Origin of the sequence: Microbispora sp. NPDC049633 (genome assembly GCF_040675265.1) — a bacterium.
Taxonomy (GTDB): domain Bacteria; phylum Actinomycetota; class Actinomycetes; order Streptosporangiales; family Streptosporangiaceae; genus Microbispora; species Microbispora maris.
In genome coordinates, this window is sequence record NZ_JBFAOO010000008.1 from 52,488 (window position 1) to 68,555 (window position 16,068).

The 16,068-nt window shown below is 71.4% G+C and carries 16 protein-coding genes; 5 read left to right on the forward strand and 11 right to left on the reverse strand.

Annotated elements, in window-relative coordinates; translation table 11 throughout:
- Positions 1 to 24: 24 nt before the first annotated feature.
- The 3 genes from AB0J39_RS04115 to AB0J39_RS04125 form a co-directional block, all read right to left on the reverse strand.
- Positions 25 to 1,305: an ABC transporter permease gene (locus AB0J39_RS04115; protein WP_363461614.1), complete on the reverse strand. Its 1,281-nt coding sequence runs from the start codon at positions 1,303 to 1,305 to the stop codon at positions 25 to 27.
- A complete protein-coding gene (locus tag AB0J39_RS04120; protein WP_363461616.1) occupies positions 1,302 to 2,036 on the reverse strand; it encodes an ABC transporter ATP-binding protein in 735 nt (244 codons plus the stop codon). Before AB0J39_RS04120 ends, AB0J39_RS04115 begins: the two co-directional genes overlap by 4 nt.
- 62 nt (positions 2,037 to 2,098) lie before the next feature.
- Positions 2,099 to 3,286, reverse strand: coding sequence for an HlyD family efflux transporter periplasmic adaptor subunit (locus AB0J39_RS04125; protein WP_363461618.1), 1,188 nt, complete (start codon positions 3,284 to 3,286; stop codon positions 2,099 to 2,101).
- Between the two features lie 157 nt (positions 3,287 to 3,443).
- Here AB0J39_RS04125 and AB0J39_RS04130 point away from each other — a divergent pair, with 157 nt between their 5' ends.
- Positions 3,444 to 5,354 (forward strand): efflux RND transporter periplasmic adaptor subunit, encoded by a 1,911-nt coding sequence (locus AB0J39_RS04130; RefSeq protein WP_363461620.1) that lies wholly within the window; start codon positions 3,444 to 3,446, stop codon positions 5,352 to 5,354.
- A gap of 173 nt (positions 5,355 to 5,527) precedes the next feature.
- On the opposite strand, the gene AB0J39_RS04135 is transcribed toward AB0J39_RS04130, so the two are convergent.
- The 6 genes from AB0J39_RS04135 to lhgO all read right to left on the reverse strand — a co-directional run bounded on the left by AB0J39_RS04135 (position 5,528) and on the right by lhgO (position 11,011).
- Positions 5,528 to 5,893, reverse strand: a complete 366-nt coding sequence (locus AB0J39_RS04135; RefSeq protein ID WP_363461622.1) for a hypothetical protein — start codon at positions 5,891 to 5,893, stop codon at positions 5,528 to 5,530.
- Positions 5,894 to 6,070: 177 nt separating this feature from the next.
- Positions 6,071 to 7,168, reverse strand: coding sequence for an XRE family transcriptional regulator (locus AB0J39_RS04140; protein ID WP_363461624.1), 1,098 nt, complete (start codon positions 7,166 to 7,168; stop codon positions 6,071 to 6,073).
- 227 nt (positions 7,169 to 7,395) lie between these two features.
- Entirely contained in the window at positions 7,396 to 7,542 is a 147-nt protein-coding gene (locus tag AB0J39_RS04145; RefSeq protein WP_363461626.1) for a hypothetical protein, read from the reverse strand.
- An 82-nt stretch (positions 7,543 to 7,624) separates the two neighbouring features.
- On the reverse strand, positions 7,625 to 9,082 hold the full coding sequence (locus tag AB0J39_RS04150; protein WP_363461628.1) for a HAMP domain-containing sensor histidine kinase: 1,458 nt from the start codon (positions 9,080 to 9,082) through the stop codon (positions 7,625 to 7,627).
- 3 nt (positions 9,083 to 9,085) lie between these two features.
- Positions 9,086 to 9,808 (reverse strand): response regulator transcription factor, encoded by a 723-nt coding sequence (locus tag AB0J39_RS04155; RefSeq protein WP_363461630.1) that lies wholly within the window; start codon positions 9,806 to 9,808, stop codon positions 9,086 to 9,088.
- Positions 9,809 to 9,826: 18 nt separating this feature from the next.
- A complete protein-coding gene (gene lhgO / locus AB0J39_RS04160) occupies positions 9,827 to 11,011 on the reverse strand; it encodes an L-2-hydroxyglutarate oxidase (RefSeq protein WP_363461632.1) in 1,185 nt (394 codons plus the stop codon).
- An 88-nt stretch (positions 11,012 to 11,099) separates the two neighbouring features.
- Between lhgO and AB0J39_RS04165 the strand changes: the two genes are divergently transcribed.
- Positions 11,100 to 11,462 (forward strand): hypothetical protein, encoded by a 363-nt coding sequence (locus AB0J39_RS04165; RefSeq protein WP_363461634.1) that lies wholly within the window; start codon positions 11,100 to 11,102, stop codon positions 11,460 to 11,462.
- Positions 11,463 to 11,525: 63 nt separating this feature from the next.
- Positions 11,526 to 11,960, forward strand: a complete 435-nt coding sequence (locus tag AB0J39_RS04170; protein WP_363461636.1) for a CBS domain-containing protein — start codon at positions 11,526 to 11,528, stop codon at positions 11,958 to 11,960.
- A 198-nt stretch (positions 11,961 to 12,158) separates the two neighbouring features.
- Here AB0J39_RS04170 and AB0J39_RS04175 read toward each other — a convergent pair whose 3' ends face one another.
- Together AB0J39_RS04175 and AB0J39_RS04180 are read right to left on the reverse strand one after the other, a co-directional pair.
- A complete protein-coding gene (locus AB0J39_RS04175; RefSeq protein ID WP_363461638.1) occupies positions 12,159 to 12,821 on the reverse strand; it encodes a response regulator transcription factor in 663 nt (220 codons plus the stop codon).
- The gene (locus AB0J39_RS04180) at positions 12,818 to 13,948 is read right to left on the reverse strand and encodes a sensor histidine kinase (RefSeq protein ID WP_363461640.1); all 1,131 of its coding nucleotides are present in this window, start codon (positions 13,946 to 13,948) and stop codon (positions 12,818 to 12,820) included. The genes AB0J39_RS04175 and AB0J39_RS04180 overlap by 4 nt, the downstream gene beginning before the upstream one ends.
- A gap of 176 nt (positions 13,949 to 14,124) precedes the next feature.
- Here AB0J39_RS04180 and AB0J39_RS04185 point away from each other — a divergent pair, with 176 nt between their 5' ends.
- Positions 14,125 to 14,532 carry a hypothetical protein gene (locus tag AB0J39_RS04185; RefSeq protein WP_363461642.1) on the forward strand — a complete coding sequence of 136 codons (408 nt, stop codon included), beginning with the start codon at positions 14,125 to 14,127 and terminating at the stop codon, positions 14,530 to 14,532.
- On the forward strand, positions 14,529 to 16,049 hold the full coding sequence (locus tag AB0J39_RS04190; protein WP_363461644.1) for a multicopper oxidase domain-containing protein: 1,521 nt from the start codon (positions 14,529 to 14,531) through the stop codon (positions 16,047 to 16,049). Before AB0J39_RS04185 ends, AB0J39_RS04190 begins: the two co-directional genes overlap by 4 nt.
- The last annotated feature ends 19 nt before the right edge of the window (positions 16,050 to 16,068 follow it).

The window sequence follows — 16,068 nt, forward strand, 5'->3', positions numbered from 1 at the left end:
ATCTCCCTTCCACGGGTCCGGCCGTCACTCGAAGCGCAGGGCTTCGATCGGCCGCAGCCCGGCGGCGCGGTTGGCGGGATAGCTGCCGAAGAACAGGCCGATCACGACCGAGACGCCGAGCGCCAGCGCGATCGACGTGGGGACGATCACCGGCTGCACACCCGCGATCGTGAACTGGGCGCCGATCACGGCGATCAGCACACCCAGCAGGCCGCCGACGAGGCTGAGCATCGTCGCCTCGGCGAGGAACTGGCCGAGGATCGCGCCCTTGGGCGCGCCGATCGCCTTGCGGATGCCGATCTCCCTGGTCCGCTCGGTGACCGTGACGAGCATGATGTTGGTTATGCCGATGCCGCCGACGAGCAGGCTGATCGCGGCCACCGCGCCGAGCAGGACCGTGAACGTCCCGGTCGCCGCACTGACCGTCTCCTGCAGGGTCGCCTGGTTGAGGATGCGGTAGTCGGCGCTCGCCGAACCGGTGATTCCGTGCCGCTGGTCGAGCACCTCGGTGACCTCGCTCTGCGCGGCGTCGACCGCCTCGGCGCTCTTGGCCTGCACGAGGATCTGCCCCAGCGGCCCGAACCCGGTCAGGCTCTGCTGTACGGCGGGCAGCGGGGCGATCGCCACGTCGTCGGCGTCCTGGAACCCGGACGAGCCGGCCTCCTTCAGCACGCCGACGACGGTGAACGGAACGCCCGACACCGTGATCTGTTCGCCGAGGGGGTCGACCGTGCCGAACAGGTTCTCGGCCACCGTCTGCCCGATGACCACGACCTTGCGCGCGGCGAGCACGTCGTCGTTGTAGAAGTAGGAGCCTTTGACCACCGGCTTGTTGGACGCCTCGAAGTAGCTCGGGTAGGTGCCCACGAGCTGGCCTATCGAGTGGCTCGCCCCTTCGTACGCGGCGCTCAGGGACTGCGCCGTCACGACCGGCGAGACGCTCTTGACCGAGGGGGCGTTCGCCGGGTCGGCCAGCGCCCGCGCGTCGTCGACGGTGAGGTCCTTGGCCTGGGTGCGCGGACCGGTGTTCTGCCGCCCGGCCTGGCCGCCGCCTCCCCCGCCGGCGCCGCGGGCGAAACCGCCGGGGCCGCCCCCGCCCCCCGAGGTGGAGGGCGTGATGGTCAGCGAGTTGGCCCCGAGCCGCTGGATGTTCTGCTGGATCTGCCGGGACGACCCCTCGCCGATCGCGACCAGCAGGATCACCGCGGCGACACCGATCAGGATGCCGAGCATGGTGAGCGCGCTGCGCATCCTGTTCGCGGCCAGGCCGCGCAGCGCGAACCGCAGGACCTCCGCGGCGTTCACGACGCCACCTCCGCGAGCCGCGGGGGCGGGCCGCCGACCGGCGTGGTGCGCACGTCCTCCACGATCCGGCCGTCCATGAGGCGGACGACCCGTTTGGCGTGCGCGGCGACCTCCTCCTCGTGCGTGATGACGACCAGGGTCCGGCCGCTCGCGTTGAGACGGTCGAAGATGTTCATGACGTCCTCGCTGGACTTGCTGTCGAGAGCGCCCGTGGGCTCGTCGGCCAGCAGCAGAGTCGGCGCGGTGACCAGCGCGCGGGCCACCGCCACCCGTTGCTGCTGGCCGCCGGACAGCTCGTTGGGCTGGTGGTGGACGCGCTCGGCGAGCCCGACCCGGTCGAGCGCGGCCAGCGCCCTGCGGCGCCGCTCCGCGGCCCTGACCCCGCCGTACGCCAGGGGGAGCTCGACGTTGGCGAGCGCGCTCATCCGGGGGATGAGGTTGAAGGACTGGAACACGAAGCCGAGCTTGCGGTTGCGGACGATCGCGAGTCGCCGCTCGTCGAGCCCGCCGACGTCGGTGCCGTCGAGGTGGTAGGTGCCGCCGGAGGGGACGTCGAGGCAGCCGATGATGTTCATCAGCGTGGACTTGCCGGAGCCGGAGGCGCCCATGATCGCGACGTAGTCGCCGCGCTCCACTCTGAGCGACACGCCGCGCAGCGCGCGCACCGCGGTCTCGCCCTCGCCGTACACCTTGGTGACGTGGCCCAAGTCGAGCACAGGAGGGTCGAGCACAGGGGGGTCGAGCACAGGGGGGCCGGGCACAGGGGGGCCGGGCACCGGCGGCGGGCCGGCCCTCATCGGTTGCCTCCGCCGCCACCGCCACCGCCACCGCCGCCACCGCCACCGCCGCCGCCGAAGCCGCGGCCGAAACCGCCTCCGCCGCCGGGGAACTGGATGCCGCCGCCTCCGCCGGTCGTCGACGCCTGGGGCCGCACCACCTGGTCGCCCTCCTGGAGCCCCGACTTGATCTCGGTGGTGGTGTCGCCCTTGATACCGACCTCCACCCGCTTCACGACCTGTCCGCCGTTCTCCAGCACCGTCACGGTGGTCTGCCCGCCCGCCGTGATGACCGCCGAGGACGCCACCGTGAGCACGTCGGCCGCCTCGCCGACGGTCACCCGTGCCGTTGCCGTCTGCCCGAGCCGTACGGTGGAGGGCACGTCGGTCAGCGAGATCGTCACCGCGTACTGGACGACGTTGTTGCTGGTCTGCGGCTGCGGGTCGACGACCGTCACCTTGCCGGCGGCGGTGACCCCGGCAAGGGCGTCGAAGCTCACCGTCGCCGCCTGGCCGACCTTGATCCTGCCGACGTCGGCCTCGGTGAAGTTCCCCACGATCCGCAGGCGGGCGGGGTCGGCGATCTCGATGAAACCGCCGGAGCCGGCGGACGCGGAGGAGCCCGCGGACCCTGCGGACCCTGCGGACCCTGTGGACCCGCTCTGCGACTGCGCCTGACCGCCCTGTGAGGACCCGCCCGACGAGCCGCCGACGGCCCCGTTGACCGCCGTGACGACCCCCGCGAACGGCGCCTTGATCACCGTGCCCGCCAGCGCCCGTTTCGCCGACCGATAGGCGTTCCTCGCGTTGATGTACTGCGAGTAGCCCGAGGCCGTCGAGGTGTCCGCCTCCTCGGCGGCGTCCAGACTCGCCCGGGCCGCCTCCAGGCTCTCCCGGGCGGCCGTGTCGTCGATGCGCGCGAGCACCTGTCCCTTCTTGACCCGGTCGCCGGTCTCGACCAGTACGGCCTCCACGGTGCCGTTCGCGGCGAAACCGAGGGCGCGCGTCCGGGCGCTCTCGACGGAACCGGAGGCCGAGACCGAGGCGAGCACGGTCCCCCGGGTCACCCGGGTCGTCAGCGGCGCGGCGCCGTCTCCGGAGGTGTCACCCCCCACGGACGCCCAGGCCGCCGCGATCCCGCCGAGCAGCAGTACCACCAGGACGCCGTTGATGATCAGCGTCCTGCGCTTCGTCGACAGCTTCACGACGTCGAACCATGGCAAACTCCGCTGCGGGCAACCTCGGCCGATGCTGAGGGTTTGCTGACAGTCCGCGTCCGGGTCCGCGTTCGAGTCCGCATCCACAGACAACTCTCAGGTACGGCCAAGCCACCGGTCACGTGGCGTCAGCAGGATGGCCGCCATGAGATCGAGCACTCCACTCCGTGCCGGAGGGCTCGCGCTGGCGGGGATCGTCATCGCGAGCGTCGCCGTGATCTCCGCCAGTGGCGGCGACACCTCCGTGGCCGACCGGATCGCGCTCGCCTCGGTCAGGCGGGGCACGGTCACGTCGTACGTCTCCGCCGCCGGCAACACGGTCGACACCGGCGTGCGCGATCTGGAGTTCGGAGCGGAGGGCACGGTCGAGAAGGTCTACGTCAAGGTGGGCGAGAAGGTCCGCCGGGGCAAGGTCCTCGCCCGCGTCGACGACACCGTCGCCAGGGAGAACTACGAGGCCGCCAAAGCCGCCCTCGCCGCCGCCCAGGAGACCCTCGACGACATCAAGACCGGCACCGCCACCGCCGGGACGTCCGGCGGCGGGACCGGAGCGGGGGCGGGCGGCGCGGCAGCCGGGACCTCCGGCGGCGGAGCGGGAGCCGTCGCGCCCGGCGCCGGTGGCGCGGGAACCGGGACCTCCGGCGGCGGGACGAGCACGGGAGGCTCGGGAGCCTCGGGCAGGGCCGGAACTTCCGGCGGCGGCACCGGCTCGGGAAGCGCGGGAGCCGCGTCGAGTGGGGGCGGAACCTCCGGCGCGTCCGGCCCTGGAGCCGGGCCGGGGAACGCGGGCGGCTCAGGGATCAGCGGCGCGGTCGCGTGTCCGGCACCCTCCGCGCGTCCCTCCGCGCGTCCCTCGGCACAGCCTTCAGGGCGGCCTTCGGGGCAGCCGTCTGCGCGTCCCGCCTCTCAGTCTTCGGGGCAGCCGGCCTCTCAGCCGTCGAGCCGGCCGACCGGCCGTGTGGCGTACAGCGGCGCGAGCACGGCGAGCGTGGCCCTCGTGGCGTACCGGGGCGGTGATCACGGAGGTGACCACGGCGGCCCGAAGCCCGAGCCCAGTCCCGCCCCCGCGCCCACACGCACGCCGCGTCCGCACGCGAACCCGTCCGCGACGCACCGCCCGGCGCCTACGAATGACGGAGCCGCCACGCCGGATCCCGGGGTGAGCGTGTCGATCCTGCCCACGAAACCGGCACAGCAGCCCAGCGCCGGACCGAGCCCCTCCCCTCGTGATTCCTCCTCCACGTGCGCGCCCGGCCAGGGCGGCCAGGGACAGGGCTCAGAGCAGGGCACACAGGAGCAGAACCGGCAGGGGCAGGGCGGCGGCACGCAGGGTCGTGCGGGCTTCGGCGGCGGTCAGGCGGGCCAGGGCGGCCAGGGACAGGGCGGTCAGAGTGGCGGCGCGCGGCTGACCGAGGCACAGGCCGAAGCACAGGTCAGCCAGGCGACGACCGAACTGGCCGAGGCCGAGAAGGCCCTCGCCGGCGTGCGGATCAAGGCTCCGGCGGACGGCACGATCCTGTCGGTCGCGGGATCCACCGGCTCCCGCTACACCTCGGGCGCCTTCATCACCCTGGGCGACCTCGACGCTCTTCAGGTGCAGGCGATGTTCACCGAGTCGGACATCCGCTTCCTGAAGGTCGGTCAGGCGGCCACCGTCACGCTGTCCACGCAGCCGGGACGGGAGTACGCCGGAACGGTCGCCCACATCGACCCGGCCGCGACCACCTCCAACCGGCTCGTCCGTTACGGCGTCACGATCGACCTGGAGAACCGCCCCGCCCGGCTGCTGCTGGGACAGAGTGCCACCGTGCGGGTGACGACCGGCGAGGCGGCCGGCGCGCTCTACGTCCCCTCGCAGGCCGTACGCCTCCAGGACGACGGCACGGCCGTGGTCACGGTGGCCAACGGCGGGACGCAGGCACGGCGCACGGTCAGAATCGGCGTGCGCGGCGACACCCAGGTGGAGATCGCCGACGGCCTCGCCGAGGGCGACCAGGTCGTCCTGCCCGGCACCACCACCGCCTTCCCCGACGAAGGCTTCCCCGCCGCCCGTTGAAACACCGCAGGCCACACCCGGTCCAGCGCAGTCACCGTCGTGATGAAGGCTCCGCGAGCTTCGCGAGCTGTTGTGCACACCGGCCGTCAAGCGACCAACCGGCGCCCGGCAGTGGTACCGCTCGGACCTGCACAGTCTGGTCGTGGCTCACGCCGCAACATCGGACCGTTGAATCACGGGCCGATGTTGCGGCGGACGAAGGATGCGAAAGTCGAACCCGAGCACGGCAGGCGCATCCCTATGGCCCGCAGGGCATCCACGATGTTGCCGGCGGCCACCTCGTTGAGTTTGCCATCGGCGCACGCACGGGCCAGGAGCCAGACAGTGCCGTGAACCTCCAGGCCATGACCCCTGCCCACCTCGACGGCTTCGCGATCGTCGGTGATGGCGATCCCCCGGCAAAGTTCAGCCGCCGAGAACACGCTGGCCTCTCCGAGGTTGCGCTCCGAAGATCCGATGCGCTGCACCCACTTGGCGAAGCACCTGATCTCGTCGAGCGAATCGAGCCGCGCCAGGCTGAGCCAGTCGGCGTCCAGCACGGTTCGCAGGAGAGGGTGTCTCTCCACCCCTACGCGTATCTCCCTCTCTGACGACGTGGGTGGTCAGGGAGGAGACGTCCGTCAGGAGGTCGCGCAGCACGTCCAGACGTTCCGCACGAGCGAAGTGGTTGAGGCACATCGCGTCGAACACGACGACGCGGAAGGGGTCGGCGCTGCTCAAAGCTCCAGGTCCGCCTCGTCACGCATCGGCAGGTCCGCCGCCACGATCTGACCGCGCATGAGTTCGACCGCGCGGGACGACGTGATCAACGACCTCTTGTAGCACTCCACCACCGCGTGCGCGTAGCTCGGCGGTACCCGGACCGTTTCAAGATCGGGCTGCGGCGCCCATCCGACCGCTTCCATCAGCTCCGCCCGTGTCGGGTTCCTCCTGCGCATCTCTCTCGCGGCGTTGCCGTCGATGACTCCGGCTTCGACGGCTTGCCGGACTGTAAGCGACCAGGAGGTCCGGAAGCGCGCGGCGAGGATCACCAGGTCCTCTCGCCTCGTCGTCTCGCCCGGGCGGGTGGCGTCGCCGACTGCCTCAATCGGAAGGAGGAGTTCCGCCGCGAAGGCTTCGATCATCCCCTCTCTATCATCACGAGAAAGGTGAACGCCTATGTCCGTGGAGTACTCGTCGCCGACGATGAGGTGTCCCAGCTCGTGGGCCGCGGTCGTGCGGCGGCGACCAGGATCGCCATTCCGGCTCACGACCGCCACAGCGAGATCGTCTTCGACCAGCGAAGCGCCCTCGCCGGGCGCTTCGACGACCGCGACGAGTTGCCCCAGCTGTTCGCACACGCTCATGAGCGAGTCGATGGGTTGGAGGCCGAGACCGAGGCGATTCCTGACCCAGAGGGCCGCACTGCGAGCGCTCGGGGCATCGTGAATCGCCTCCGGATACCGATTCATCCTCGGCGGCGAAAACCTTCCAATCTGGATGAGCTGACGGATGTCGGCCAGCCAGGTGGTAAGGGCTACTTCCAGATGGTAGGACTGCCGTGTCGCGTCGGTGACCGTGTCGTCGGTCAGTCCCGTTCGACGGGAAACGACTTGCGGCGACGGGCTGAGGAAATAGGTCAGAGGCACCTTGAGCACCGAGGACAGCTTGGCGAGCTCGAGCGCGTCCACCCGGCGGACTCCGCGCTCGATCTTGGCGATCATCGTCCGGTCGAGCCTCAGCGCTGCCGCGAGCTGCTCCTGCGACATATCCGCCGCCAACCGGCATTCGCGTACGCGCTCGCCTATATCCGCCCACTCCCCGGACTCTTTCATGGTGCGATAATCGCACACCAATTCTCGCGATGCGAGATCTGCGAGGTAGCCCCAGGCAATCGTTATCTCGATTTACCTTTGTCCGGAGCGGGCGTTTCGCCAGGTCCTACGGCCGCCCGCCCATTTCCCAGGAGCGCGACGCCTCGAGACTTCGGGTCCGAGGGAGCCGGCCGCACGAGCCAGATCACGCTGGGTCCAGCCCCGCGTCTCCCGCATCGCCCAAATCGTCAGTCGATGTTGAAGGCGGGGCCCGCGTGGCGGGGGTCCCATCCGCCGTGCAGAGCCAGGCGGATGGCCGCCGCCACGAGTGCCGGCCGTACGGCCGTCGTCCGCGCCCCCAACCAGGCGTCCGGACGGAAGAAGGGGAGCGACACCAGGAGCACCCGGCCCGGCCCTACCGCCGGCTGGACCCCTCCCGCCCCTCGACCTCTATCGCCAGAAAGCATGGCCCAGCGATCAGGTGCGGGCTTCGGGGGCGAGGGGAAGGGTGACCCGGAAGGCGGCGCCGGCGCCGGGCGCGGTCTCCACGCCGACCTCGCCGCCATGGGCCTCGACGAGGGACTGCACGATCGCGAGACCCAGCCCGCTGCCCCCGGACGGCCGCGTACGGGAGGGGTCGGCGCGGTAGAAGCGCTCGAAGACCCGGGTGGCCTGCTCGGGGGTGAGGCCCGGCCCCTTGTCCGCCACCTCGATGTACGCCGTGCCGTCCCGGCTCCCGACGCGTACGGTGATCGGCGTTCCCTCGGGCGTGTGGGTCCTGGCATTGCTCATCAGGTTGCCCACGACCTGCCGCAGCCGCACCTCGTCACCCGAGACGATCAGCGCCGCGTCCCCCTCGACCACGAGCGAGACGCCGCGGTCGGGACAGAGGGTCCTGGCGTCGTGGACCGCGTCGGCCGCCAGGGCCAGCAGGTCCACGGGCTGCGTGCGCAGCGGGCGCTGCTGGTCGAGCCGGGCGAGCAGCAGGAGGTCGTCCACCAGCAGGCCCATCCGGGCGGCCTCGCTCTCGATGCGCGACATCAGCCGCGTGACGTCGGCGTCCGGCACCTGCCGGTGGAACTCGGCGAAGCCCCTGATCGAGGTGAGCGGCGTGCGCAGTTCGTGCGAGGCGTCGGCCACGAAGCGGCGCATGCGCGCCTCCGACTCCCGCGCCTTGCTTTCCGACTCCCGCGCCTTGGCCTCGGACTCCCGCGCCTTGGCCTCCGACTCCCTGGCCGCCGTCTCGGAGGCCGCCCGGGCCTGGAACGCCGCCTCGATCTGGGCGAGCATGCCGTTCAGCGCGCGGGCGAGCCGCCCGACCTCGGTACGCGGGTCGCGGTCGGGGATCCGGCTGCCGAGGTTTCCGCGGGCGATGGCGTCGGCGGTCGCCTCGATCTCGGCCAGGGGCCGCAGGCTGCGCCGTACGATCACCACGCCGACGACGGCGAGCACGACCATCAAAGCGCCGCCGACCAGCGCCTCGATGAGGGTGAGCCGCGCGGTGATCTGCCCGACCGAGGCCATGTCCACCGCGACGACCACCGTGCCCAGGCCGTCGACGGGCACCACCCGGGCCCGCCACCGGCCGTCGCCCGACACCGCCGGGACCGTCACCGGGCTCTGGGCGGTCACGGCGCCGGGCCCCGGCAGGTCCTCCACGCCCATGCCCGCCTGCGCGAGCACCGTTGTGCCGCCGGTGTCGCGGATCTCCACCCGTCCCTCGGGCGGCAGCCTGAGTCGTGCGAACGCGGCGGGACCGCGGCCGAGCCGGATCTCGGTCTCGTGCGCCAGCAAGTCGACCTGCATGTCGACCCGGCTGATCAGGTAGTCGCGCAGCACCGAGACGCTGCCCACGCCGATGACCGCGAGGGCGACCGCGACCAGCGCGAGCATGGCCGCGCTGAGCCGGATCCGCAGCGGCGTGCGTCCCGACACGGCTCAGGCGCCGGCGGGTGGTGTCCGCATGACGTAGCCGACGCCGCGCAGCGTGTGGATGAGCCGGGGGTGGGCCCGGGAGTGGGCGCCGTCGAGCTTGCGGCGCAGCACCGACACGTACGACTCGACGATCCCGGCGTCACCGCGGAAGTCGTAGTCCCACACGTGGTCGAGGATCTGGGCCTTGGACAGCACCCGGCCGGTGTTGCACATGAAGTAACGCAGCAGCTTGAACTCCGTCGGCGACAGGGACACCGCCCGGCCGCCGCGCCAGACCTCGTGGGACTCCTCGTCCAGCTCGATGTCGGCGAAGGTCAGCCGCGGCGGGGCGACCATCGGGTCCCCGGCGGTGCGGCGCAGCACGGCCCGGATGCGGGCGACGACCTCCTCCAGGCTGAACGGCTTGGTCACGTAGTCGTCGCCACCGAGCGTCAGGCCCCGGATCTTGTCCTCGGTGGCGTCCCGCGCCGTGAGGAAGACCACAGGGGTGTGGCTGCCGCCGCCGCGCAGCCTGCGCACGATGTCGAACCCGTCCATGTCGGGCAGCATGACGTCGAGCACGATCAGGTCCGGGCGATGCCGCCGGGCCGCGGCGACCGCCTCGCCGCCGTTGGACGCGGTGTGGACCTCGAATCCGGCGTACCGGAGACTGGCCGCGAGCAGTTCGAGGATGTTCGGCTCGTCCTCGACGATCAGCAGCCGGGCTTCGGGAGATTCAACGACCATGGCGCCAGCACTCTAGACCTAGGTTGTTAAGGGAACCGTTAAGGCGATGTGCCTGGCGATGGCGAGGCTGCTCGTCGCCGCCGGGGAGGGCGCGTTGCGCACCAGCACGATCCGCCCGCGCACGTCGATGACGAAGTCGTCGAGCAGCCCGCCGTCCCGTGACACGGCCTGCGCCCGCACGCCGCCCTGGGTGCGTACGAGGTCGGCCGAGGACAGTGCGGGCACGTACCGCCGCGCGGCGGACACGAAGGCGCGTTTGGCCAGCGAGCCGTACACCTCGCGCAGGCCGGTCCGCCAGTGCTCGGCCGCCATGCGCCGCGTGCCCGGCCAGGACAGGATGCCGCGCAGGTCGCGGGCCGAGGCTCGGCGCCACGAGTAGCCCTCCAGGGCGAGCGCCGGCACGGCGTTGGGCCCTACCAGGACCTCCCCGTCGATCCGGCGGGTCAGGTGGACGCCGAGGAAGGGGTAACGGGGGTCGGGCACGGGGTAGATGAGCCCGCTCACCAGGTCGCGCGCCGAGCCGGCGAGCCGGTAGTACTCCCCGCGGAACGGGACGATCCGCACGTCTCCCCCCGCCCCCGCCAGGTCCGCCACGCGGTCGGAGCCGAGACCGGCGCAGGAGATCAGGCGGTCGAAGGTGAGCCTCTCCGGCCCGGCCGCCACCGCGACGCCGTCCGTGGTCTGCCTGATCGCGCGTACGGGACGCGAGAGCCGTACGGACCCGCCGGCCTCGGCCACGTCGGCGGCGAGGCGGCGCGCGACCGCGGAGAAGTCGGTGATCGCGGTGTGCGGCGAGTGGATGGCGGCGACCCCGACCGCGTACGGCTCCACCTCGCGCAGGCCGATCGCGTCGAGCTCGGCGATGCCGGGCACGCCGTTCTCCCTGGCCCGCTCGGCGATGCGGCGCAACCCCGGCAGTTCGGCCCGGGTGGAGGCCACGACGAGCTTGCCCACCTCGTCGTACGGCAGGCCGTGCTCGGCGCAGTACTCGCGCAGCATGGCCGCGCCCTCCCGGCAGAGGGTCGCCTTGAGCGAGCCGGGCTGGTAGTAGATCCCGGCGTGCACGACTCCGCTGTTGCGCCCGGTCTGGTGGGCGGCGACGCGGGACTCCTTCTCCAGGACGGTCACCTCGGCGCCCGCCCGTGCCATCTGCCGGGCCACGGCCAGACCGAGGATTCCGGCGCCGACGATCCCGATCCTCATGTCCGTACCGTTGTCGACAGCATGCCCGTCATTGTCTCAGCCGGAGCCGCTCCACGGTGATCGAACCTGTGTTCGGTACGATGGCGGCGTGTACGTGCCACCCGGCTGGCCGCCGGAGGTGCGCCCTCCGGGCAGCCCCGAATGGGAGGTCTCGGCCGTGTCGTGGCTGCTCGACGCGGTGCCCCCGGACTACCGCGCGTACGGCGTGCTGCGCCGCCACCCTCTCGCGCTCGCCCGGATGGCCCGCCAGCAGGTGGCGGCCTCGATCCAGGCGGCCAGGGAGGGGTATCGCGGGGCGGCGGTGGAGCTGAAGGGGCACCTGCCTCCGCACGCCGTCGAGGCGGTCCTGGACGCCTACCGCCAGGAGGGTCCCCGGCTCGTACGGCTGGCCGAGTCGATCGCGCTCGTGGAGCGCGCCCTGCGCGGCGAGCATTTCCTTCCCCGGCTGTGAATCCGCTCTTATTTCCGGACAGAGGGGGCATAACCGCCCCAAAGAGGAAATCGGGGGTTAGCCATGACCACAGAGGGAGTGACCAAGACCGCCGGCCAGGTCATGCACGAGGGCGCCGAGTGCATCGGCGAGCACGACAGCCTTCGCAGGGCCGCCGAGATGATGCGCGATCTGAGCGTCGGCGCCCTCCCCATCTGCGGGGAGGACGACCGGCTCAAGGGGATCATCACCGACCGCGACATCGTGATCAAGTGCTGCGCCGAGGGCAAGGACCTCGACCAGACCACGGCGAGCGAGCTCGCCCGCGGCCTCGTCTGGGTCGACGCCGGCGCCAGCGTCGAGGACGCCCTGACGAAGATGGAGGAGCACCAGATCAAGCGCATGCCGGTGATCGACAACCACCGGATCGTCGGGATGATCACCGAGGCCGACCTGGCCAAGGAACTGCCCGACAGCAAGCTCGCGGAGTTCGTGCACCGCATCTACGCGCGGAGCTGACTCTCGCGACCGCTCTCCGGGCCGGTGTCGCCGGGAACGGCGGCCCGGCCCTCCACGTGCCCCGTCCCCGCGGCGTGACCGGCGAGCGCCGGCGCGAGGAGCGCCCGCGCCGAGCGAAGATCCGGACCGCCTCCTCCGCGGTGGGATCTGCACCCTGGGCCGGCAGGCGCCGGGTGGCGTCGCGAACGACTCAGGACACTAACGACGTCCCGGTGTGACGAGCCCGGACTCGTAGGCGTGCACCACCAGTTGGGCGCGATCACGAGCGCCCAGCTTGGCTATCGTCCTGCTGACGTGGGTCTTGACGGTGGCGTGGCTGATCGACAGGTGGCCGGCGATCTCCTCGTTGGACATCCCTGTCGCGACCAGCGACAGGACCTCGCGCTCCCGGTCGGTCAGCCGTTCGAGGCCGGGTCCCGGCACGGGCCTGGGCGGGGTGGAGACGTACTCCTCGATCAACCGCCTGGTGACCGAGGGAGACAACAGCGCCTCGCCGTCGGCCACCACCCGCACCGACTGCAGCAGGTCGGCCGGTTCGATGTCCTTGACCAGGAAGCCGCTTGCCCCGGCACGCAGGGCGGCGAAGACGTACTCGTCGAGGGCGTAGTTGGTGAGGATGACCACGCGCACCGAGTCGAGCGCCGGGTCGGCGCCGATTCTCCTCATGGCCTGGATGCCGTCCAGCAGCGGCATCCGTACGTCCAGCAACGCCACGTCGGGCAGCAGAGCACGGCACAACTCGACGGCCTCGCCGCCGTTGCCCGCCTCCGCGACGACCGTGACGTCCCCGGCCATCTCCAGCAGTGCTCGGAAACCGGCGCGGATCAGTGGCTGGTCGTCGGCCAGCAGCACCCGGATCACGGGGCGGTCACCGTCGGCAGTTCGGCCCGTACGGCGAAGCCTCCCCCCGATCGCGGCCCAGCTGTGAGCGAGCCGCCGAGGGCAACCGCGCGCTCACGCATTCCGATCAACCCCATACCGCTCTCCGCTGTCCCTGTCGTGGTCTCTCCGTCGTCCTCGACGCTCAGTCTGATCATCTCAGCCGCGTACTCGATCGTCACGGTGATGGAGGCGGCCCCGGCGTGCCGCAGCACGTTGGTGAACGCCTCCTGCACGATGCGGTAGGCGGCCCGGTCGACTTCTGCGGGCACCTCCCCGCGCGTGCCGACGGTCAGCGTCCTGACCGGCAGCCCTGCCGCTTCGGCCCTGTCCACCAGCCGGGACAGTCCGGCCAGCCCCACCTCCGAGCCGTCGGGATCGGCGTGACGCAGGACGCCCAGCGTGGCGCGCAGCTCGTGCATCGCCTCCTTGCCGGACTCCTTGACCGCGAGCAGCGCCCGGCGGGCCAGGGCCGGATCCGGCTCCAGAGTCTGCAGGGCGACGGCGGTCTGGACGTTGATGACGGAGATGCTGTGCGTGAGCGTGTCGTGGAGCTCCCGGGCGATCCACAGACGCTCCTCCCCGGCCCTGCGCAGAGCGGCCTCCTCCCTGGTGATTTCGGCCTGGATCGCTCGTTGTTCGACCTCTTCGAGGTAGGCGCGCCGGTTCTTGATCACCTCGCCCAGCACTACCGTCGCCACCAGCCAGCCGCTGAGCAGGCCGAGGCCACCGGGTTCGGGATCGGTGTCGGCCAGCGCGACCGGGATGGCGATGCCGGTGGCCAGTGCCGCCGCGAGACCGATCGCCAGGCGGCGCCGTCCCAGAGTGGCCGCCGTGTAGATCGCGATCAGGGCGGGCCCGGCGGCGAAGATGCCCGGGTAACGCGCGCCGTAGTAGGCGACGGCGCAGCCGACCGCGACCACGCCGACCGGCACGGGAGCGCCACGCCGCCAGGCGAGCACCAGGCACGACACAACGATCAGCGTCAGGCCGAGCGGGTCCAGCGGCCGCTCCATGAGACCTGAGCTGGACACCCTGCCATAGGTGCCCGCGACGCCGAGCGTGAGCATGGCCGCCGTGATCAGCGCATCGGTCTTCCAGGGGTGCACGCCTGTCACGCTAAGCCACGACGCGGGACAAGCCTACCCGCGCGGGGATGACCTGGTGCCTGCGCCCCAGGTCGTACGCGTGCTCCGCGTCGCCGTGCCCTACACCCTGGGATGTACGGCGGAGCGCCGACCCCAGCCTGACGATCTTCCGCGCGAGGCGCAGCAGCATGCCGTGCATGAGCGTCTCACCTGTTCCGCCACGGGCGGGCCCTGGCCGCGGACCCGATTGGATCGTCTGGCCGCTGCGGTCGGCCGCCGTGCTGCACCTGTTCGGCGTGCTCACGCAAGCCGTCCTTGCCGGACTGTTCGTCACGGGTGACGTGGACATGCTCGCCTGGCATCGCACCAACGGCGGATTCACTCATGCCATGCTCTACCTCCAGCTGGTGGCCTCGATCCTGCTGTGGCGACCGGCGCGCGGGCCGGCGTGGCCTGCCCTGGCCGCGGCCGGGCTCGTGGCCGCCGAAACCCTTCAGGTCACGGCCGGGCAGGAGCGCGTCCTGGCAGTGCACTTCCCGCTCGGCATGGCCGTTTTCGGCGCCACGACCATGCTGACGGTCCTGGTCTGGCGGGTGACACGATGATCTCCCGTCGCGGCTTCCTCGGGCTGCTCGGCGGGGCCGGCCTCACGGTCGCCGGCTGCGGCGCCCTGGCACCCGAGGTGGCCGGTGAGAGCCTGACGAGCGCGTTGCCGTTGCCCGCCCGGTTCACCGTGCCGCTCCCGATCCCCGCGACCGCCGTTCCGGTACGGCCCGGCCGTTACGAGGTCGTTCAGCGCGCGGCCAAGGTAGAGATCATCCCCGGCACCACAACCGAGATCTGGGGCTACGACGGCACGTTCCCCGGGCCGACCTTCGACCTGAGAACCGGCGACCGTACGGTCATCCGGGTCCGCAACGAGCTGCCCGTGCCCACCTCGACACATCTGCACGGAGGAGTCACCCCGCCGGAGTCCGACGGCTACCCCACGGACGTGGTGATCGCGGAGGGACGGGGGTTCCGTCCGCCACAGGGCGATCACTCCCACCACGATCCGACGCGGTGGACCTTCCACGAGGTGGCCAGAGACTACGTGTATCCGCTGGAGCAGCGTGCCGCCACGCTCTGGTACCACGACCATCGGATGGACTTCACCGCGCCACAGGTGTGGCGGGGCCTCGCCGGTCTCCTCGTGGTTCGCGACGACGAGGACGACGCGCTGCCGTTGCCGAAGGGTGAGCGGGACATCCCTTTGATGATCTGTGACAGGGCGTTCGAGGAGGACGGCTCGTTCCGCTATCCGTCCCTGGATCCGACCCTGCTGATGCGCCCGGGGGTGGATGACGCCTTCGTGGAGGGAGTCGAGGGCGACGTCATCCTGGTCAACGGCGCGCCCTGGCCTTTCCTCGACGTCGACGCGGTCCGATACCGCCTGCGACTGCTCAACGCCTCGAACGCACGCCGTTTCCGGCTGCGATTGACTCCCGGCGGCCGGTTCGTCCAGGTCGGCAGCGATCAAGGGTTGCTGACCGCTCCCCTGACGCACGACGCGATCACCATCTCCCCGGGAGAGCGCTTCGATGTCATCGTGGATTTCTCCGGCCACCCCGTCGGCACCGAGGTGACCATGGTCAACACCTTGGGCGCGGGTGCCGCGCGCGATGTCATGCGGTTCCGCGTGCGGCGCCGAGCCGCTGACGACAGCGCGATCCCGAAGCGGCTGTCCCGGGCCGAGCCGGCCGCCACGGCGGTCACCACCCGCGTCTTCGACTTCCGCCGCACGGGTCAGGGGGGAGGTGGGTCCTGGACGATCAACGGACAGCGCTTCCGGCCAGGGCGGCCGCTGGCCACCCCTCGCCTGGGCACCAGCGAGATATGGAGGTTCACCGGCGACTTCCATCACCCCGTGCACGTCCACCTGGCCCGATTCCGGGTGCTCGCACGGAACGGCAGGCCGCCGGCGGCGACCGACGCCGGCTGGAAGGACACGGTGGACGTGCGACCCTACGAGGTCGTCGACGTCCTGGTCCGTTTCGAGGGCTACCGGGGGCGCTACATGCTGCACTGCCACAACCTCGAGCACGAGGACATGGCGATGATGGCCGATTTCGAAGTCGTCTGAAGGCCCTCAGCGGCCCATC